20 protein-coding genes are annotated in these 17,352 nt (G+C 74.5%); 6 read left to right on the top strand and 14 right to left on the bottom strand.

Annotation, left to right across the window (positions count from 1 at the left end; genetic code table 11):
- On the bottom strand, positions 1-627 hold the full coding sequence (locus ACZ7MY_RS35380) for a TetR family transcriptional regulator (RefSeq protein WP_499608343.1): 627 nt from the start codon (positions 625-627) through the stop codon (positions 1-3).
- A gap of 167 nt (positions 628-794) precedes the next feature.
- Here ACZ7MY_RS35380 and ACZ7MY_RS35375 point away from each other — a divergent pair, with 167 nt between their 5' ends.
- Together ACZ7MY_RS35375 and ACZ7MY_RS35370 are read left to right on the top strand one after the other, a co-directional pair.
- Positions 795-1,301: an ATP-binding protein gene (locus ACZ7MY_RS35375; protein WP_499608532.1), complete on the top strand. Its 507-nt coding sequence runs from the start codon at positions 795-797 to the stop codon at positions 1,299-1,301.
- A gap of 82 nt (positions 1,302-1,383) precedes the next feature.
- Positions 1,384-2,259 (top strand): thioesterase family protein, encoded by an 876-nt coding sequence (locus ACZ7MY_RS35370; RefSeq protein WP_499608340.1) that lies wholly within the window; start codon positions 1,384-1,386, stop codon positions 2,257-2,259.
- 45 nt (positions 2,260-2,304) lie between these two features.
- Here the strand turns inward: ACZ7MY_RS35370 and ACZ7MY_RS35365 are convergent, their stop codons facing one another.
- The 4 genes from ACZ7MY_RS35365 to ACZ7MY_RS35350 all read right to left on the bottom strand — a co-directional run bounded on the left by ACZ7MY_RS35365 (position 2,305) and on the right by ACZ7MY_RS35350 (position 5,935).
- The gene (locus tag ACZ7MY_RS35365; protein ID WP_499608338.1) at positions 2,305-3,246 is read right to left on the bottom strand and encodes an ornithine cyclodeaminase family protein; all 942 of its coding nucleotides are present in this window, start codon (positions 3,244-3,246) and stop codon (positions 2,305-2,307) included.
- Positions 3,243-4,376 carry an aminotransferase class I/II-fold pyridoxal phosphate-dependent enzyme gene (locus ACZ7MY_RS35360; RefSeq protein WP_499608336.1) on the bottom strand — a complete coding sequence of 378 codons (1,134 nt, stop codon included), beginning with the start codon at positions 4,374-4,376 and terminating at the stop codon, positions 3,243-3,245. The genes ACZ7MY_RS35365 and ACZ7MY_RS35360 overlap by 4 nt, the downstream gene beginning before the upstream one ends.
- Complete coding sequence (locus tag ACZ7MY_RS35355; protein ID WP_499608333.1) at positions 4,373-5,020, bottom strand: helix-turn-helix transcriptional regulator; 648 nt, start codon at positions 5,018-5,020, stop codon at positions 4,373-4,375. The genes ACZ7MY_RS35360 and ACZ7MY_RS35355 overlap by 4 nt, the downstream gene beginning before the upstream one ends.
- 90 nt (positions 5,021-5,110) lie before the next feature.
- Positions 5,111-5,935, bottom strand: a complete 825-nt coding sequence (locus tag ACZ7MY_RS35350) for a serine hydrolase (protein ID WP_499608332.1) — start codon at positions 5,933-5,935, stop codon at positions 5,111-5,113.
- 570 nt (positions 5,936-6,505) lie between these two features.
- On the opposite strand from ACZ7MY_RS35350, the gene ACZ7MY_RS35345 reads away from it, so the two are divergent.
- On the top strand, positions 6,506-6,868 hold the full coding sequence (locus tag ACZ7MY_RS35345; protein WP_499608329.1) for a DUF1330 domain-containing protein: 363 nt from the start codon (positions 6,506-6,508) through the stop codon (positions 6,866-6,868).
- A gap of 25 nt (positions 6,869-6,893) precedes the next feature.
- Here ACZ7MY_RS35345 and ACZ7MY_RS35340 read toward each other — a convergent pair whose 3' ends face one another.
- Positions 6,894-7,571, bottom strand: a complete 678-nt coding sequence (locus ACZ7MY_RS35340; protein ID WP_499608327.1) for a FadR/GntR family transcriptional regulator — start codon at positions 7,569-7,571, stop codon at positions 6,894-6,896.
- 3 nt (positions 7,572-7,574) lie between these two features.
- On the opposite strand from ACZ7MY_RS35340, the gene ACZ7MY_RS35335 reads away from it, so the two are divergent.
- Positions 7,575-8,849, top strand: coding sequence for a CynX/NimT family MFS transporter (locus tag ACZ7MY_RS35335; RefSeq protein WP_499608325.1), 1,275 nt, complete (start codon positions 7,575-7,577; stop codon positions 8,847-8,849).
- Positions 8,850-8,913: 64 nt separating this feature from the next.
- On the opposite strand, the gene ACZ7MY_RS35330 is transcribed toward ACZ7MY_RS35335, so the two are convergent.
- Positions 8,914-9,483 carry a DinB family protein gene (locus tag ACZ7MY_RS35330; RefSeq protein ID WP_499608323.1) on the bottom strand — a complete coding sequence of 190 codons (570 nt, stop codon included), beginning with the start codon at positions 9,481-9,483 and terminating at the stop codon, positions 8,914-8,916.
- A 229-nt stretch (positions 9,484-9,712) separates the two neighbouring features.
- On the opposite strand from ACZ7MY_RS35330, the gene ACZ7MY_RS35325 reads away from it, so the two are divergent.
- Positions 9,713-10,087 carry a hypothetical protein gene (locus ACZ7MY_RS35325; protein WP_499608320.1) on the top strand — a complete coding sequence of 125 codons (375 nt, stop codon included), beginning with the start codon at positions 9,713-9,715 and terminating at the stop codon, positions 10,085-10,087.
- Between the two features lie 47 nt (positions 10,088-10,134).
- On the opposite strand, the gene ACZ7MY_RS35320 is transcribed toward ACZ7MY_RS35325, so the two are convergent.
- Positions 10,135-10,842, bottom strand: coding sequence for an SDR family oxidoreductase (locus ACZ7MY_RS35320; RefSeq protein WP_499608318.1), 708 nt, complete (start codon positions 10,840-10,842; stop codon positions 10,135-10,137).
- A 167-nt stretch (positions 10,843-11,009) separates the two neighbouring features.
- Entirely contained in the window at positions 11,010-11,186 is a 177-nt protein-coding gene (locus tag ACZ7MY_RS35315; protein ID WP_499608315.1) for a hypothetical protein, read from the bottom strand.
- A 326-nt stretch (positions 11,187-11,512) separates the two neighbouring features.
- On the opposite strand from ACZ7MY_RS35315, the gene ACZ7MY_RS35310 reads away from it, so the two are divergent.
- On the top strand, positions 11,513-12,619 hold the full coding sequence (locus ACZ7MY_RS35310) for a sensor histidine kinase (protein ID WP_499608531.1): 1,107 nt from the start codon (positions 11,513-11,515) through the stop codon (positions 12,617-12,619).
- 25 nt (positions 12,620-12,644) lie between these two features.
- Here ACZ7MY_RS35310 and ACZ7MY_RS35305 read toward each other — a convergent pair whose 3' ends face one another.
- From ACZ7MY_RS35305 to alr, 5 genes are all read right to left on the bottom strand, one after another.
- Positions 12,645-13,292, bottom strand: coding sequence for a response regulator (locus ACZ7MY_RS35305; protein WP_499608312.1), 648 nt, complete (start codon positions 13,290-13,292; stop codon positions 12,645-12,647).
- Positions 13,289-14,437: a sensor histidine kinase gene (locus ACZ7MY_RS35300; RefSeq protein ID WP_499608309.1), complete on the bottom strand. Its 1,149-nt coding sequence runs from the start codon at positions 14,435-14,437 to the stop codon at positions 13,289-13,291. Before ACZ7MY_RS35300 ends, ACZ7MY_RS35305 begins: the two co-directional genes overlap by 4 nt.
- A 65-nt stretch (positions 14,438-14,502) precedes the next feature.
- Positions 14,503-14,775: a hypothetical protein gene (locus ACZ7MY_RS35295; protein WP_499608306.1), complete on the bottom strand. Its 273-nt coding sequence runs from the start codon at positions 14,773-14,775 to the stop codon at positions 14,503-14,505.
- Positions 14,772-15,785 (bottom strand): D-alanine--D-alanine ligase family protein, encoded by a 1,014-nt coding sequence (locus tag ACZ7MY_RS35290; RefSeq protein WP_499608304.1) that lies wholly within the window; start codon positions 15,783-15,785, stop codon positions 14,772-14,774. Before ACZ7MY_RS35290 ends, ACZ7MY_RS35295 begins: the two co-directional genes overlap by 4 nt.
- Positions 15,782-16,969 (bottom strand): alanine racemase, encoded by a 1,188-nt coding sequence (alr, locus tag ACZ7MY_RS35285; RefSeq protein WP_499608302.1) that lies wholly within the window; start codon positions 16,967-16,969, stop codon positions 15,782-15,784. The genes ACZ7MY_RS35290 and alr overlap by 4 nt, the downstream gene beginning before the upstream one ends.
- Positions 16,970-17,352: the final 383 nt, after the last annotated feature.

Here is a 17,352-nt window from a genome sequence, read left to right as displayed (position 1 = left end):
TCACGGGGCCGCGGCGGCCCCGGGCGTACGGTCCCGGGCGTGCCAGCCGGGTTCGAGGCGGTCGAGGAGCGCACGGAAGGAGACGTCCGCCCGCTCCTCGTCGCCGTCGGCGAGGAGCGCGACGAGCATGCCGAAGGAGCCGTTCACCAGCAGGCGGGCCTCGATCCGGGCGTGTTCCCCGTCCATGCCCAGGCCCTCGAAGACCGGGATGAGGAGATCGGTCCACTCGGCGACCAGACCGCCCAGGTAAGGGCCGTGCCGCTCGGGGTTGAGCATCGAGGAGGCCATCACCTGGAAGTACAGGGGCAGCAGCGCACGGCGCTCCGGGCCTCGGATCTCCCGCCACAGCGCCTCCGCCAGGTGCCGCATGGCGGCCGCGTCCCGGGGGGTGCCGGTGAGGGCGAGGACGCGCTGGAAGCGCAGGATCGGGCGGTCGGTGTCCAGCGCCAGCGCCTCGGCGACCAGGCGTTCCTTGCTCCCGAAGTAGTAGAGGAGCATCCGGTCGCTGGTGCCCAGCGCCTTGGCCATCGGCCGCAGGGACAGGTCCGCCAGGCCGTGCGACACCACGTACTCCCGTACGCGGTCGAGGAGTTCCCGCCGTTTCGCGGGATCGGCCCGTCGTGGCATCACGTCCTCCGATGGGTGATTTGTCTGTTCAATCCGCTTACGCCGGTTTGTTTACCGTAGCACCCGCTACATGTATATTCGATAGCTGTAGCGAGTGCTACAGGAATGGCCGCCGGCCCCGAGCCGCTGCCACCGGAAGGCCCCCGACACCGAAGGGAATGATCACCATGGCCGTCGAGGCCGTCGGCACGGACGAGGCGTGCACGCCCGCGTCCTGGCTCGCCAGGCAGTTCAGGCTGTGGTCGCGGGTCCTGGAACCCGTGCGCCCCCTGCACGCTCCGGCGGGACGCACCACCACCCTGTGCTCCTCCTGGCCGCTGGAGCGCGAGCTGACCTCCGTCGGCCGCGCCCGCGGGCTGGTCACCGCGCGGACCGCCGAGTGGGGCCTCGGCGATCTCGCCGACACCGTGGAGTTGCTGGTCAGCGAGCTGGTCACCAACGCGCTGCGGCACGCACGCGGCCCGGTCCGGCTGAACCTCCGCGTTCAGGAGGCACGTCTGCGGTGCGAGGTCGAGGACGTCAGCCCCCGGGCCGCCGTCCGGCGCGTCGCCGACAGCGAGGCGGAGGGCGGGCGCGGCATGGAGATCCTCGACCTGCTCAGCGACGCCTGGGGCTCCGACCGGACGGCGACGGGCAAGACGACGTGGTTCGAGCTGACGGTGGCCGCCGCCTGAGGGTACGGGCGGGCGCGCCCCGTGACACGCCGGCTACCCGCCAGTAGCCTCTGTTCCGTCGTCAGCGGGCGGGAGAGCAGCGGTGAGCGTGCCGGACCACAGTTCAGTCGAGGCCTTCTTCGAGCGGGTGGCGGACGAGCGCTTCCTCCCGACCGGGTACACACGCGGCCCCTGGGACGCCGCGAGCCAGCACGCCGGGCCGCCCGCGGCCCTGCTCGGCCGCGCGGTGCAGACGCGTCCGGGCGCCCGCGAGGACATGCGCCTGACCCGGATCACCTTCGAGATCCACAGCCCCGTGCCGCTCGCCCCGCTGACCGTGACCACCCGCGTGCTGCGCGAGGGACGCAGCGTGGAACTGGTCGAGGCCGCTCTGGCCCCCAACGGGGGCGCGGAGGTCATGCGGGCGCGGGCCCTGCGCATCCGCACCGCGCCCGGCACCGTCCCGGCCGCGGGGCCCGCCGCGGCCCCGGGCACCGGTCCCCACGCGGACTCCGGCGCCGCCTCGCCCGGGCCCCCGGTTCCCGGGCCCCCGGTTCCCGGGCCCCGGCAGGCCCGTCCCGAGCCGTTCTTCCCCGTGCCGTGGAACACCGGTTACCACACGGCCGTGGAGGCCCGGTTCGCCGCCGGCTCCTTCCTCGACCGCGGACCCGCGACCTGCTGGCTGCGGATGCGCGTCCCGCTCGTCGCGGGCGAGAAGACCGCTCCACTGGACCGCGTCCTGGTCGCGGCGGACTCCGGCAACGGCGTGAGCAACGTGCTGGACTTCGCCACGCACCTCTTCGTCAACCCCGACCTCACCGTCCACCTCCACCGCCACCCGGCGGGCGAGTGGGTGTGCCTCGATGCCCGCACCACCGTCGACCCGTACGGGGTGGGCATGGCGGAGACCGCCCTCCACGACGAGCAGGGCCCCATCGGGCGCGGCGTGCAGAGCCTGTTCGTGGCCCCGCGCAGGTGAGCGGCGGGGCCGGGAGCCGGCGGGCCGCCCGGCCCCGGCCCCGGCTCAGCCCAGGAGTTCCGCGGCCACCGCGGAGGCGACGGCCGCGTCGAGGGCGCCCACGCCCGTCAGGTCGGCGATCGTCACGGCCGCGTCAGCGCGCTCCGGCGGGGTGACGAGCAGGGCGCCGAGGGGGACGTCGGCGTCCGCCCGGACCGCGCCCGCACGGACGGCGTGGGCGAGGTCACCGTGGTGGAGGCACTGCTCGTGGTCGTCGGTGGCGATGACGGCGGCGCGCGAGAACAGCGCGGGCGGCAGCTCGTTCTTGTGCGGCATGTCGGCGCCGACGGCCGTGACGTGCGCGCCGGGGCGGACCGCGGCGGCGTCCAGCACCGGGGCGGTGGCCGGCGTGGCGGTGACGACGACGTCGGCGGCCGCGGCCTCCGCCGCGGTGGCGGGGACGGCGTCCAGCCCGTGGGCGGCGAGGTGCTCGCAGAGGGCGCCGGTCCGGCGTGCGTCGCGGCCGTGGACGTGCACCCGGCCGACGGGACGCAGCATCGCCAGCCACCGCACCTGCAGCCGCGCCTGCTCGCCGGTGCCGAACACCCCGACGCTGCGGGCGCCGGGACGGGCCAGCGCGTGGCCGGCGAGCGCCCCCGCGGCCGCGGTGCGCCAGGCGGTGAGGCGTCCGCCGTCGTCGAGGACGGCCCGGACCCGGCCGGTGTGGGCGCTGATGACGCAGACCAGCCCGTGGTTGACGGGTTCGCCGCGGTCGGGGTTGCGGTAGAAGCCGGAGGCGATCTTCACGGTGAAGTCGTCGGAGCCGTCGATCCAGCCCGTCTTCACGTGGCAGTCGCCGTCCGCGGCGGGGAAGGTCAGGTGCGTCGGTGGCGGGACCGTGGTGCGGCCGGCCGCATGGGCGATCAGCGCGGTGCGGACGGCGTCCAGCACCAGCCCGGGTCGCGCGGCGGCCTCGATCTCCTCCGGGCCCAGGACGGGGACGCTCATCGGCGTGCTCGCAGCCAGCCGGCGAGGGCGTCCAGCGCGGGGGCGGGGTCGCGGCGGCCGATGCCGACGCGGAAGCGGTCGGCGGGCGTGTCGGTCAGCTCGGAGCGGTAGATGCTCGCGGGCAGCAGCAGCACCCCGGCCTGCTCGACGAGTTCGGTGCAGAAGCGCTCCACGCCCTCGGCGCCGAGGTAGCGGGGGTAGGCGACGCAGCCGCCGTCCGGGGCCCGCCACGTGAACAGGTCGTCGAACCCGGCGAAGAAGGCGTCGAAGAGCGGGATGTTGGCGGCGATCAGGGCGCGGTTGCGGTCCAGGATCCGGTCGCGGGCCTTGAGGGCGATCCGGGCGAGCACCTCGCTGGGCGCGGCGTTGCAGATGGTGGTGTAGTGCTTGGCGCGCTCCAGGCGGGAACGCAACTCCCGGTCCCGGCAGGCGATCCAGCCGATCCGCAGCCCGGGCAGGCCGAGCGACTTGGACGTGACGTTCAGCGACAGCGCCCGTTCCGAGAGGTCGGCGGCCTGCGGCAGGGTCCGGGCCGGGTCGCGTTCGAGACCGCGGTAGACCTCGTCGCTGAACAGGTGGATGCCGCGCTCGTCGCAGAGTTCGACCAGGCGCGCGAAGTCGGCGGCGCCGATGACCTTGCCGGTCGGGTTGTTGGGGAAGTTGACCGAGACCACGCGGGTGTTCGGGCGGAGCGCCGCCGCCACCCGATCCACGTCCAGGGCCCAGTCCCGCCCGGGGTCGAGCGCGACGCCCGTCACCTCGCACAGGGAGAGGGGCACGGTCTCGGCGGCCTGGTAGTTGGGGGTGACGACGACCGCGTGGTCGTCCGGGCCGAGGAGCACCTGCATCGCCAGGTAGAGGGCCTCCTCGGCGCCGGCGAAGCAGATGACGTCGTCGGCGCCGGCTTGCTCGTACGTCGCGGCGATCGCCTCGCGCAGCCCGGGGTCGCCGTGCGTCCGCGTGTAGCCGAAGGAGAGCGTCTCCCAGGCGTGCCGGTCCTCGGTGTCGGCGAGTTCCAGCAGCTCGGGGAGGGTCATCGTCTCCGCGTCGGAGGCGGTCAGGTGGTGACGGGCGGTGAATTCCCAGCGGGAGAAGTACGTTTCCAGCCGGAAGTCGGGCAGTCGGCTCACGGGTGCTTCCTCTGCGCTTTGAGATCGGCGAGCAGGGCGTAGACGGTGGAGCGGGACGCCTGCAGCGCGCCGGCCACGACCGGTACGGCGCGGCGCATCGCGAACACCCCGGCCCGGTCGAGTTCCTCGATGATCGCGAGGCGGTCCTCACGGCCGAGGCGTTCCACCGGGCAGCCCCGGTCACGGGTGTAGGTGCCGACGGTCCGCTGGACGTGCTCGGTCCAGTCCTGCTCGAAGAGCGGCTCGGGGCGCGGCACGGTGGGCGCGCCGAAGGCGGCGAGGACCGAGGCCGCCTGCTCCAGCGGCGTCCGGTCGAGGTTGACGCACAGCACCGCCGAGGGCTCGCCGCCGGCGTCCCGCAGGACGGCGCTGACGGAGGAGAGCCTGCGCCCGTCGCCGAGCAGCTTCTCGTACGGGCCGTAGACGTCGTGCGCCGACGGGTCCAGCCCGTCCAGTTCGCCGAGCAGCGAGGGGTCGCCCGCGGTGCGCCGGGTCATCGGGTTCCAGACGCCGAGCACCCGGTCGTCCGCCACGTCGTGCAGGACGACCTCGGCGTACGGGCTCAGCAGCAGGGCCACGGCCTGGCACACCGGGGCCCACTGCCGCACCCGGGGGTCGTTCTCGTCGACGCGCGCCTTCTCCATGGCTGGACTGTACGTCCAGACTGGACGTACAGTCCAGCCCAGGACGTACGGTCCAGCCCGCTCGGACCCCGGCGCGCCGAGGGCGCATCGCTACGCCGCGTCGAGGTCCCGGTGGATCACGCGGGAGACCGCCTCGATGGTGGCGATGCCGGAGGCCATCGTCCGGTCGTCGTCGGTGAGGACGGTGATGCTGTAGTCGTGCCCGCCGCCGGTGAAGGCGCCGAGGCTGTGCACCCGCCAGCCGTGGGTGGCACGGGAGAGCCAGCCGTTCTTGACGTGGACGCCCGCCGATCGCGGCGCACCCGCGGGGGTGCCCCAGCGCTGGGAGGGCTCGACCTCGCCCATCAGCTTCAGGGCGTAGGCGCGCGCGTCGTCGCCGAGCACTCCGTTCGGCGCCGTGAGCAGGTCCATCAGCTTCTGCTCGTCCGCGGCGGTGATCCGGGTGAGTCCCCAGGCCCCGGCGCCGTCCGGCACGGTGTGGCGCATCCCGGCGGCGGCCAGGAAGTCGTTGACCTTGGCGACGCCGAGCTGCTTCCACAGCGCGGTCGTGGCGTCGTTGTCCGACTTCGTGATCATGGCGGTGGCGAGCGCGGCCTCGCGGTCGGTGAGGTGGCGGTGGTGCTGCCGCACGTCCCGCAGGAGGGTCGCGAGGACGGTGACCTTGACCGTGCTGGCGGAGTCGAAGTGCTGGTCCGCGCGCAGCGTGCACGACGTGCCCGTCGTGCGGTCGTGCACGGACACGGCGGTACGGGCGGTGGCGCCCTCCAGGGCCTTGGTGATGTCCCGCTGCAGTGCCGCGGCCAGTGCGGGTGCCGCCGAGCTGCAGCTGACCCGGGGTGTCGCGGCGGCGGCCTGCGCGGTCGCGGCACCGGCGGCCACGGGGACCGCCACCCCCGCGACGACCGCCGCCGCCATGGCTCGCCGGGTTATTCGCGTATGACCCATGTCACTCCGTCCATCGGGTTGCTGCCGGCCGGGCTGACTGCCCAGTGTCGGCGGACGGTTGGGCCGGACGGGATGTGACGTCCGCTACGTCCCGCCGGCTCGGCGGGCGCTCCGCCGGGCCCGGTGCGGCACGGTTCCGGGGCGGGCCGCGGGTCACCAGGGCACGCCCGGGCGGCCCTCGCGTGGCGGCGGCGCGTGGCCGCTCCGCTCCCCCGCGGCGGTAGTCCGGACGCCTCAAGTCACGCCCGGCGAGCAGGCCTTGGCGATCGGGCGGCGCACCGGAGGCGGCGGTCGCGGGGCGTCGTCACCGCCCGGCGGTCCGGGCCCCGCCCGGGCCGGCGCGGCCTCCCGGAACGGGTTCCGGCGCCCGGCCGCGCAGCCCTGCCCGAAGCGTGGCGATATGACCTGAATGTGATGAAGCTCGCACGCCCTCCATGACCTCCGGCGTCATCGACCGCACGCACACACCCCGGCAGGATCGAGGACGTCCCGCAGCACGGAGGGACCGGACACCGCAGACCCCGATCCGAGGGAGCAGCCATGACCGCCTACGCCGTCGCCCACCTTCGTCCCGGACCGCCGCACGAAGAGGTCTTCACCTACATGGAGCGCATCCAGGACACGCTGGACCCCTTCGGCGGACGCTTCGTCGTCCACGGCGCGACCGTGGAGGTCGTGGAGGGGCAGTGGCCGGGGACGGTCGTCCTGATCGCGTTCCCCGACCTGGACCGGGCGCGCGCCTGGTACCGCTCGTCCGCCTACCAGGAGATCCTTCCGCTCCGCACCCGCCATCTCGACGGTGACGTCGTCCTCGTGGACGGCGTCGGACCCGGTTACGACGTCACCGGGACCGCCGCGCGGCTCAGAGAGGACGCCGTACGGTCGGGCGCCCTGCCGGGGTGACGGCCGGGCCGCGGGCACGCCGGCCTCAGCCGACGAACCGGCAGCCGGAGGTGTGGGAGGCGGCCTCCCCGGCCGCCGCGGCCGCGTCCCCGGCGCGGATGGCCTCCAGCAGGCGGGTGTGGTCCATGCGGTCCTCGGGGCGCAGGACGGGGGCGCCGAAGTGCTCCTTGAGCGAGTCCCTGATCACCTGGCCGAGGTCCGCGTAGAGCTCGGCCAGCACCTCGTTGTGCGAGGCGGCCACGACCGCCAGGTGGAAAGCGCTGTCCGCGTCCACGAAGGCGTCCCGGTCGCCCGAGGCCCAGGCCCCTTCCCGCCGCTCCAGCAGCGCGTCGAGGCGGGCGAGGTCCTCGTCCGTGCGGCGCGTCGCGGCGAGTCCCGCCGCGGACGACTCCAGGGTGCCGCGCACCTCGGTCACGTCCCGCTGCCCGGCCTCCGCGAAGCGGCGCCGCATCACCCCGGCGAGCTCGCTGGTCGCGGCGACGTAGGTGCCCGAGCCGTGGCGTATGTCCAGCAGGCCGTTGTGGGCCAGGGCGCGCACGGCCTCGCGGACCGTGTTGCGGGCCACGCCCAGCTGCCGCACGAGTTCCGGCTCGGTCGGGATGCGCGAGCCGACCGGCCAGGCCCCGGAGGTGATCTGGCGGCGCAGTCCGGACACCACCTGCTCGAAGAGCCCGGAAGGACGGGACACGGGACGTAGACTCATCCCATGATTATACGCCGGAGGGTCCCGGGACGGTCCAGGTCCGCGGAACGGCGGAACCCGGCGGGGCCGCGTGCCCGTACCCGCGGTCTCGCGGTGGTGGCGCTGCTGCTGGTGGCGTTCAACCTCCGCCCCGCCGTCACCAGCCTCGGGCCGGTCCTGGCCGAGGCGCGGTCCGCGCTGGGGATGAGCGGCGCCGTGGCCGGGCTGCTCACCTCCGTGCCGGCGCTGTGCTTCGCCCTGGTCGGCGTCGCCGCGCCCCGGCTGGCCCGGCGGCACGGGCCGTCGGCGGTCGTCGCGGCGGGTACGGCCGTGGTCGCCGTGGGGCTGGTGCTCCGGCCGCTGGCCGGCGGCACCGCGCTGTTCCTCGCGCTCAGCGCCGTGGCGCTCGCCGGGATCGCGGTGGCCAACGTGCTGCTGCCGGTGGTGGTCAAGCAGCGCTTCCCCGACCGGGTCGGCCGGATGACGGGCCTGTACTCCATGGCGCTCAACCTGGGTGCCGCCGTCGCGGCTGCCGCCACCGTGCCGCTGTCCGGGGCGTTCGGCGGCGACTGGCGGTGGGGGCTGGGCTCCTGGGGCGTGGTCGCGGCCCTCGCGGTGCCCCCGTGGCTCGTCCTGGCGCGCCTGCGTACGGCGGACCGGGCGCCGGAGCCGGTGCCCGCGCCCCCGCCCGGTGCCGGGGCGGGGACGGGGACGGGCCACGGGTCCGGGGTCCGGATGACCCGCTCCCCCACCGCCTGGGCGCTGGCCGGGTACTTCGGGCTGCAGGCCGGTGCCGCCTACGTCGTGATCGGCTGGCTGCCCCAGATGTTCCGGGACGCGGGGCTGTCGGCCGGGACGGCGGGTCTGCTGTTCGCCGTCACCTCGCTGCTGGGGGTGCCGCTGTCCTACGCCCTGTCCGCCCTCGCGGGGCGGCTCCGGCAGCAGAGCGGCATCGCGGTCACGCTCGGTGCGTTCGGACTGGCCGGGTACGCGGGCCTGTGGGCGGCACCGGCCGCCGCGCCCTGGGTGTGGGCGGTGCTGCTGGGCGTCGCCAACTGCTCGTTCCCGCTCGCGCTGACGATGATCGGGCTGCGCGGCCGCGACAGCACCACGGTGGTGCGGCTCTCCGCCTTCGCCCAGAGCGCGGGCTACCTGCTGTCGATCCCCGTGCCGTTCCTGGTCGGCGCGCTGTACGAGCGCACCGACGGCTGGCGCGTACCGCTCGTCCTGCTGGCCGTCCTGATGGTGGCCCAGCTGGCCGCCGGCCTGCTCGCGGGGCGGGACCGGAGCGTGGGCTGAGCGCGGCCCCGGGCGGGCGTCCGCCCGGGGCCGGCGGGCCGGGGCGCGAGGTCCCCGGTCCGCGTCACTGACCCACTCTGCCGTCGAGGCACTCGCGCAGCAGGTCCGCGTGCCCGCAGTGCCGGGCGTACTCCTCGACCCGGTGCACCAGCAGCTCGCGGACCGCGATCCCGTCCTTGCCCACGCGCGCGCCCAGGTCCGGGTGCTCCGCCAGCGCCGCGTCGGTCGCGGCCTGTTCGCGCTCCAGGTCGGCGTACGCGGCGTCGACCACGTCCCGGTCGGCGACGGCACCGTCGAAGTCCGCGTCGCGCGGGCCGTACAGCTTCGGCAGCGGTTCGCCGTCGCTGATCCAGTTGCGCCAGTCCCGCTCCACCTCGGCGAGGTGCCGGACCAGGCCGAGCAGCGACATCGTCGACGGCGGGACCGAACGGCGGGCCAGCTGCTCCGGGTCCAGGTCCTGGCACTTCATCCGCAGCGTCATGCGATAGCTCGTCAGGTAGTCGTGGAGGGTGGCCAGTTCACCGTCCGGACTCGGGGCGTCGCTGTTGCGGGGGTCGTCGTCCGGGTCGACCCACATGTCGGGGTAGACGGTCGCCCTGGTCCATCGCGTCGCTCGGTCGCTCATGCCCCGCATGGTGGCCGGTGACGGCCCGGACGCGCCACCGATTTGCCGGGCGGTCGCCCGCCGGGCACAGGAGACCGCGGCCGTCCCGTGCCGCGTCAAGGGGGCGGGCACGGAACCGGCCATATCTAGTTGAATCGTTGACCACCTCCGCGTGGGCCGGTCAGGCTGGAGGTGCCTCAAGACGCCATCGCAGCACCTACGAACACCACGAACACCACGAACACCACGAAGGAGAGTCATGCACCGTTTCGGGTACCGGCGCGCCGCGGCGGCCGTGGCGGCAACGGCCGCCGGAGTCCTGCTGGGAACGGCCCCCGCCCCGGCGTCGGCGACGACCGGTCCGGTCGCCGACGCCGGGGACTCCGGGTGCGCCACCGCGGGCAGTCTCTGCGTCTACGAGACGGAGTGGTTCACGGGACGCTCGGCGCTCTACCGGGACGTCGACACGGGGTGCGTCACAGCGCCGTTCGGGATCCTCGCGAACATCAACATGACGGACCGCCCCGTCACGTTCTACAAGAACACGGACTGCACGGGCCCCTCGACGACCGAACCCGCGGGCAACCTCCATTCCTGGAAGTCCCTCGGCCCCATGTTCAGCTTCCGCGCCTGAGACGCGTACCCCCGGCGGCGCGCGTCCGCAACGGCCGGTCCCGGTCGTCACCAGGGGAGCGCGCCGTCGCGGTCGAAGTAGCCGCCGGTCGGTCCCTCGGCGCCGACGAGCGCCATGCGGACGATGATCTCGGCGCCCTGCTCGACGGTCTGGAAGCCGGTGTTGCCGTTGAGGTCGGTCTTCGTGAAGCCCGGCTCCACCGAGTTGATCCGGAAGCCCGGCAGCGCCTTCGCGTACTGGACGGTGATCATGTTCACCGCCAGCTTCGACGCCGGGTAGTCCAGGCCCGGGAACAGGTGGGCCGGCTGGTCGGGGTCCGTGACGTGGTGCAGCGATCCCAGGCCGCTGCCGACGTTGACCACGACGGGGGCGGTGGAACCGCGGAGCAGCGGCACGAAGGCGTGCAGCACGCGCACGACACCGAAGACGTTGGTCTCGAAGGTCCGCCGCATCGCGTCGGCGGTGGTCTCCACGGTGGGGACGACGCTGTTGTCCGCCCGGCGCACCTCGATGCCGGCGTTGTTGACCAGCACGTCCAGGCCGCCCCGTTCCCCGACCGTCCGGGCGGCGGCGGCGACCGAGTCGTCGTCCGTCACGTCGAGTCGGACGAAGGACGCCCCCAGCCGCTCGGCGGCCGCGCTCCCCCGCTCGGGGTCGCGGGCCCCGATCCACACGGTGTGGCCCTCGGCGACCAGGCGGCGCGCGGTCTCGTACCCCAGCCCCTTGTTGCCCCCGGTGATCAGTGTGGTGGTCATGGTGTGGCTCCCGTCTCAGGTGTTCGTTCTCCGACACCCCCAGGTTGCGGCGGGACGGGACGGGCAGGCAGTCGTCCGGTTTTCCTGGGACCCGCGGTACCAGCGTCCTCCGGGGGGCCGGCCGGCCTGGACGCCGGCACGCCCGCGGGCGCGCTGCACCGCACCGTTCACACGGGTTCCACCGAGGCGTCCGCGCCGGGCGCGCGCCGCATCGGGGCGGTGGGCCGCGGGACCGCGGTTTCCCGGTCCATCAGGTCGGCGTCCGCGCCGAGGACGGCGACTTCGAGGGCCGTCCGTGCGTAGACCCGGGCGGAACGCAGCAGTTGGTGCAGGAAAGTGGACATCGCGGGCCTCCTGTGACGGTGGAAGGTGAGCCCGTCGTGCCTCGGACGCGGACCGCGCCGCAGCCCGGGTGAGGACTGCCCGCGGGCCCGTTCCGGGGGAAGGGCTCCTGCACGTCACGCTACGAACCCGGCGGGGCACCCCGCTTCGGGCAGAAGTCCGACCCGTCCCGCGGTCACTGCGACTTTCGGCCGAGTGCCGGTCCCCTACGCGGGCGATACGCGGTGCTGCCTAGGCTTCGGGGATGCGCGCACCGACCGTGGAGGACGAGTCCGAGCCGGCCGGGGACGTCCATGACGGTCCCCGCCCGGCGGCACCGGCGGCACCCGTGCGCAGGCGCCCGGGGCTCAGCGCCCGGCTGAAGCTCACCCTCAGCTATGCCGGGTTCGTCCTGCTCTCCGGCGGCCTGCTGCTGGCCGTGGTCTGGGCGTTCCTGCTGCGCTACGTGCCCGACAACAGCAGGGGCCTGCTCGGGATCTCGCCCAACCGGACCGTCCTCCTGCACGTCTTCGCCCCCGCCGCCGCGGCGGCACTGGTCTTCCTGCTGGTGTTCGGGCTGCTGGGAGGATGGCTGCTGGCCGGCCGGATGCTCGCACCCCTCACCCGGATCACCGCCGCCGCACGAACCGCCGGCAACGGATCGCTGTCCCACCGCATCCGCATGGAGGGCCGCCACGACGAGTTCCGCGAACTCTCCGACGCCTTCGACACCATGCTCGAGCAACTCGAATCCCACGTCGCCGAACAACAGCGCTTCGCCGCCAACGCCTCCCACGAACTGCGCACCCCCCTCGCCATCTCCAAGGCCCTCCTCGACGTCGCCCGCACCGACCCCACCCGCGACCACACCGAACTCATCCACCGCCTCCACACCGTCAACACCCGCGCCATCGACCTGACGGAAGCGCTCCTCCTGCTCAGCCGCGGCAACAACGCCCACCTCCCCCGCGAGACCGTCGACCTCTCCCTCCTCGCCGAGGAGACCTCCGAAACCCTGCTCCCCCACGCCGAACGACGACGCATCACCCTCTACGTCACCGGCGGCACCGCCCCCACCCACGGCTCCGCCGAACTCCTCCTGCGCATGACAACGAACCTCGTCCAGAACGCCGTCGTCCACAACCACCCCACCGACGGCACCGTCACCGTCCACACCGAAACCCACCACCACATCAGCCTCCTCCGGGTCGAGAACACCGGACCACCGCTGTCCCCCGACCTCGTCCCCACCCTCACCGAACCCTTCCAACGCGGAACCCAGCGCATCCGCAGCGACGAACACCCCGGCGTCGGGCTCGGCCTCGCCATCGTCCACAGCATCGTCCGCGCCCACCACGGAACCCTCCACCTCGCCCCCCGCCCCACCGGCGGCCTCAGCGTCACTGTCCGCCTCCCCACCGCGCGGCAGGCGCCGGACCCGGGTGGGACCCGGTAGGCCGGCGGTGCGTCGGGGCGGCCGGTCAGCGTTCCGCCAGGCCGGAGCGCCACGCCCACAGGGCGATCTCGACGCGGTTGCGGGCGGAGAGCTTGGTCTGGATGTTGCCCAGGTGGGTCTTCACCGTTCCCAGGGACACGAAGAGTGCGGCCGCTATCTCCGCGTTGGTCAGTCCCTCGGCGACGAGACGGGTGACCTCGGTCTCCCGTGAGGACAGCCCCGGTCCCGACGGGGCGGCGGTCCGCGGCGTCCTCAGCCCCCGCAGCAGGCGGATGGTGATCGCCGGACTGACCAGGGCCTCCCCTGAGTGCGCCGCGCGCACCGCCTCGGTCAGCAGGGCCGGGCCGGAGTCCTTGAGCAGGAAACCGCAGGCGCCGCTGTTCAGGGCGTCGTACACGTACTCGTCGTCGTCGAAGGTCGTGACGACGACGACCTTCGGGGAGCTCCGGGCGCCGGGCCGGTTGAGTTCGCGCAGGGCCTGCAGGCCGTCCATCCGCGGCATGCGGATGTCCATGAGGACGACGTCGGGCTCGAGCGCGCGGGCCAGTTCCAGGGCCTGGACGCCGTCCTTGGCCTCACCGACCACCTCGATGTCCTCCTCGGCGCCGAGGATCAACGAGAAGCCGGTGCGGACCATGGTCTGGTCGTCCGCCAGCAGGACACGGATCGTCATCGGGCACCCCTGGTCGGTATGCGCGCCTGTACGCTCCAGCCGCCGGGGGACCTCGGGCCGGCGGTGAGGGAGCCGCCGAGCGCCGCCGTGCGCTCCCGCAGGCCCTTGAGGCCGTAGCCGCCTCCCGCCGTGTGCCCGGCCCGGCCGCGGCCGTCGTCGGACACCTCGACCGTCACCGCGTCGGGCCGGCCGTGGCGGCGGACGAGGATGTCGAGCGAGCGGGCGTCGCCGGCGTGCTTGCGCACGTTGGTGAGGGCCTCCATGACCACCCGGTGCACGGCCGACTGGACGTCGATGGGGACCACGTCGACCTCGCCCTCGATGCGCAACCTCACCTCCAGGCCGCTGTCGGAGGTGAAGTGCCCGGCCAGGGACCTGATGTCGGCGATCGTGCCCGTGGGCGAGAGCCGGGCGTGGGCGTCGGGCTCGCGTAGCAGGGTGACCATGCGGCGGATGGCGGTCATCGCCTCGTCGCCGGCCTCCTCGATCCGTTCCAGGGCGGGGAGCACGGCCTCCGGCTTGCTCGCCGCCACGGTCCGGGCGGCCTGCGCCAGCACGACGATGCCCGTGACGTGGTGGGCGACGTAGTCGTGCAGATCGGACGCGATGCCCGTCCGCTGCGCCTGCTGGGCCGCGATCATCCGGCGTTGCCGGCTGGTCTGGAACATGCGCAGGTAAAGCCCCGCCGCAGCGAAGATGACGCCGCCCAGCGCGAGGATCAGGGCGAGGACCAACGCCGCTCGCTGGTTCACCAGCCGTGTCGGCTGGAGCACCAGGCCCGCCAGCAGCAGCGGTACCGCGAAGCCGGCCCGTACCGGTTCGGCCCGCCACGCGGCCAGTCCGACCAGGACGACGCCCACGACGGAGACGGTGAACCCGAAGGGCACGACCTGGTAGGAGACCGGCGGCGCCACGAAGGTCACCAGCACCAGGGCCGCTCCCAGGACGGAGGCGGCGGTGCCCAGTGCCGCGGCGTTCAGGCGTGGCATCAGCACGGCGACGACCATGGCCAGCAGCACGGTGGGCGGGTGGGCGGCGTTCACCGTCACGTCCAGGGTGCCCAGGACCAGCAGCGCCACGAGGGCGGCCACCCAGCCGATGCCCTGGACCAGCCGCTCGAAGAGGCCCTCAGCCCTGTTCCCCACGTTCCCGTCATCTCCGCTTCCGCTCACCGACCGGGCGGAAGCCGCTCCGGGTGCCCTGTCCAGTGTCACCGATCCGCCGCGGAGGACCCGGGCCCGCTTCCCGGTGCCGGGGGCGGGACGGTGCCGTCGGGGCGTGCGGCCCTCCCCCGGGCCCCGTCCCTGTCGTCCGAGCCGTCCGAGCCGTCCGTTCCCGCGCCCAGGACCACCACGTCGAGGACGGCCTGGGCGTAGACGCGGGCGGTGCGCAGAAGGCGCTGCACCGGGGGTTCCCCGGGGGTGCCGCCGTGCGGTGCCGTGGACGGGACGGGCCCGTCGCCGCCACCGTGCGCTCCGGTCACCGTCGCACCTGCCCGGTGGCCGGGCCCTCGGCGAGCGCGCCCCGGACGAGTTCGCCGAGCAGCGCGGGGTACGTCAGCCCCTGGTGCGCGAACATCTTGGGGACCTGGGACCGCGCGGTCATGCCGGGCATGGTGTTCACCTCGTTGAGGACGGGGCCGTCGGGGGTGAGGAAGAAGTCGCAGCGCGCCACTCCGCGGCAGCCGAGCGCCGTGAAGAGGGCGAGGGAGGCCTCGACGAGCCGGTCGTGCTCCCGGGCGGAGAGCGGGGCGGGGATCAGGAACCGGGCTCCGCCGTCGTACTTCTGCTCGGTGTCGAAGAGGCGCCCGTCGTCCAGCACGATCTCCAGCGGGGGCCCGGTCACGAGGCCGCCGTCCGCGCGCCGCAGAACGGCGAGGTCCACCTCGCGGCCGGTCACGAGGTGCTCCACCAGGACCCGGCCGTCGATCCGCAGCGCGGCGGCGATCGCCGGCGCGAGGTCCGTCTCGTCGGTGACGAGCGACACCCCGTGGCTGGACCCCGCGGCGACCGGCTTGACCACGACCGGGCCGTCGAAGCGCACCTGGTCCGCGGTGTCCGCGGTGACCAGGAATCCCGGGGCGACGGCGATGCCCACGGCCTCGGCCACCAGTTTCGTCGCCCACTTGTCCATCGCCAGGGCGCCGGCCCGGACGCCCGCGCCGACGTAGGGGAGCCCCGCAAGGTCCAGCAGCGCCGCGAGCGTGCCGTCCTCGCCCATCGGGCCGTGCAGCGCCGGGAAGACGACGTCGCAGCCCGCCAGCACGGCGAGCGCCGCGGACAGGCTCTCCGCCGGGGAGCCCGCCAGGGGCCGCCCGGCGGCGTCCCGCCACACCCCGTCGCGTCCGATGGTGAGGGCGACGACGTCGTGGACGGCCGGGTCGAGCGCCGAGCCGACGGACGCGGCGGAGGCGAGGGAGACCTCGTGCTCGGTGCTGCGGCCGCCACCGAGCACGGCGACGCGGATGCGGGGAGCGTTCCCGTGGGCGGTCATGCGGCCACCGCCGGGCCGTGCACCGTGCGGCGCGGGCGTGCGCCCAGGCCCGTCACGATCTCGTGCTCGATGGTCCCGGACCACCGGGCCCAGTCCCGGACGGTGGGCTCGCCGGCGTCGCCCGTACCGAAGACGGTGGCGACGTCGCCGGGTGCGGCCGGGCGTCCGCCGCACTCCACGATCACCTGGTCCATGGAGACGCGTCCGACGACGGGGCAGCGGCGGCCGCCGAGCAGCACCTCCGCGCGGCCGGACGCCGCGCGGGGCAGGCCGTCCGCGTAGCCGACGGCAAGCAGGGCCAGGTGGGTGGGCCGCGGGGCGGTCCACGCGTGCCCGTAACCGGCTCCGGCGCCGGCCGGCACCGTGCGGACGGACACGACGGGCGCCCTGAGCGTGAGTGCGGGGCGGAGCCGGGTGGTGCGCGTCGGGTCGATGCCGTAGAGGCCGGCGCCGACGCGGCTGAGGTCGAAGCGGGTCCGCGGGTCGGTGAGGGTCGCCGAGGTGGCGGCCAGGTGCCGGACGTCCGGGCGCAGCCCGGCCCGTACCGCGGTGGCCGACGCCGTCCGGAACAGGTCGAGCGCGCGGTCGGTGCACGGGTCCCCGGGGGTGTCCGCGCAGCCGAGGTGGCCCATGACGCCGGTCACCCGGACCAGGCCGGCCCGCTCCGCCTCATGGGCCCGCAGGCACAGGTCGGGCCACTGTCGGGGGTCGGCGCCGTCCCGGGCCATGCCGGTGTCCAGGTGCAGATGTACCCGCGCGGGCCGTCCGGTCCGCGACGCGGCGCGGGCCACCGCGGCCAGGTGCTCGTGGCCGGGTACGGCCACCGAGACGTCGGCCCGCAGGGCCTCGTCGAAGGCGGCGTCCACCGGGTTGAGCCAGCTCAGGATCGGGACCCGGAATCCCGCGTGCCTGAGGGACAGCGCCTCCTCGACGGAGGTGACGCCCAGGGAGGTCGCACCCGCGCCCAGTGCGGCACGGGCCACGCCGGCCGCGCCGTGACCAAAGCCGTCGGCCTTGACCACCGCCATCAGGCGAGCCGCGCGGGCGGCGAGGAGACGGGTGTTCGCGGCGACCGCCGCCAGGTCGACGCCCAGCTCCGGGCCCGTGGTGCCGCCGGGCGGCGGCGGTGGCGGGGGCGGTCCGACGAGGCGGACGACGGGATCGGTCAGTGGTGCGCACAGCATGGGAGGCCCTTCGGGTGTCGCGGTCGGACCGGCCCCCCGGGGGCCGGTCGGACACGAGGCGTCACCGGGACGGAAGTGGGGAGCGACCCACGCCTGAGTGGGTGCCGGGGGCCAGGACCGGTGGCCGGGGCACATGGTGCGCGTGGTTCCGGTACGTGGCGTGGAGCTCATGGCAAGGACGCTACGAAGCCGCCCCGGCCGCCCGCTTCGGGCGGAAGTCGGACGTCTTCACGGTGCGCTACGACTTTCGGCCGATGCCCGCGCCGCCCCGCCGCCGGGTTCTTCAGCTCCGCGGGTCGTGTTCCCGCGGGTCGTGTTCCCGCGGGTCGTGTTCCCGCGGGTCGTGTTCCCGCGGTCGGCGTCCGTCGGGGGCGCCCGTGGAG

The organism is Streptomyces sp. NPDC111520 (assembly GCF_055635295.1).
The sequence above is the reverse complement of the archived record's forward strand: the minus strand, read 5'-3'. Positions and strand labels throughout refer to the sequence as shown.

Excerpts from the sequence above, each read along its gene's own strand:
- ACZ7MY_RS35380 (WP_499608343.1), bottom strand. The coding sequence starts at position 627 with ATGCCACGACGGGCCGATCCCGCGAAACGGCGGGAACTCCTCGACCGC.
- ACZ7MY_RS35375 (WP_499608532.1), top strand. The coding sequence starts at position 795 with ATGGCCGTCGAGGCCGTCGGCACGGACGAGGCGTGCACGCCCGCGTCC.
- ACZ7MY_RS35365 (WP_499608338.1), bottom strand. The coding sequence starts at position 3,246 with ATGAGCGTCCCCGTCCTGGGCCCGGAGGAGATCGAGGCCGCCGCGCGA.
- ACZ7MY_RS35355 (WP_499608333.1), bottom strand. The coding sequence starts at position 5,020 with ATGGAGAAGGCGCGCGTCGACGAGAACGACCCCCGGGTGCGGCAGTGG.
- ACZ7MY_RS35350 (WP_499608332.1), bottom strand. The coding sequence starts at position 5,935 with ATGGCGGCGGCGGTCGTCGCGGGGGTGGCGGTCCCCGTGGCCGCCGGT.
- ACZ7MY_RS35345 (WP_499608329.1), top strand. The coding sequence starts at position 6,506 with ATGACCGCCTACGCCGTCGCCCACCTTCGTCCCGGACCGCCGCACGAA.
- ACZ7MY_RS35340 (WP_499608327.1), bottom strand. The coding sequence starts at position 7,571 with ATGAGTCTACGTCCCGTGTCCCGTCCTTCCGGGCTCTTCGAGCAGGTG.
- ACZ7MY_RS35335 (WP_499608325.1), top strand. The coding sequence starts at position 7,575 with ATGATTATACGCCGGAGGGTCCCGGGACGGTCCAGGTCCGCGGAACGG.
- ACZ7MY_RS35330 (WP_499608323.1), bottom strand. The coding sequence starts at position 9,483 with ATGCGGGGCATGAGCGACCGAGCGACGCGATGGACCAGGGCGACCGTC.
- ACZ7MY_RS35325 (WP_499608320.1), top strand. The coding sequence starts at position 9,713 with ATGCACCGTTTCGGGTACCGGCGCGCCGCGGCGGCCGTGGCGGCAACG.
- ACZ7MY_RS35320 (WP_499608318.1), bottom strand. The coding sequence starts at position 10,842 with ATGACCACCACACTGATCACCGGGGGCAACAAGGGGCTGGGGTACGAG.
- ACZ7MY_RS35315 (WP_499608315.1), bottom strand. The coding sequence starts at position 11,186 with ATGTCCACTTTCCTGCACCAACTGCTGCGTTCCGCCCGGGTCTACGCA.
- ACZ7MY_RS35305 (WP_499608312.1), bottom strand. The coding sequence starts at position 13,292 with ATGACGATCCGTGTCCTGCTGGCGGACGACCAGACCATGGTCCGCACC.
- ACZ7MY_RS35290 (WP_499608304.1), bottom strand. The coding sequence starts at position 15,785 with ATGACCGCCCACGGGAACGCTCCCCGCATCCGCGTCGCCGTGCTCGGT.
- alr (WP_499608302.1), bottom strand. The coding sequence starts at position 16,969 with ATGCTGTGCGCACCACTGACCGATCCCGTCGTCCGCCTCGTCGGACCG.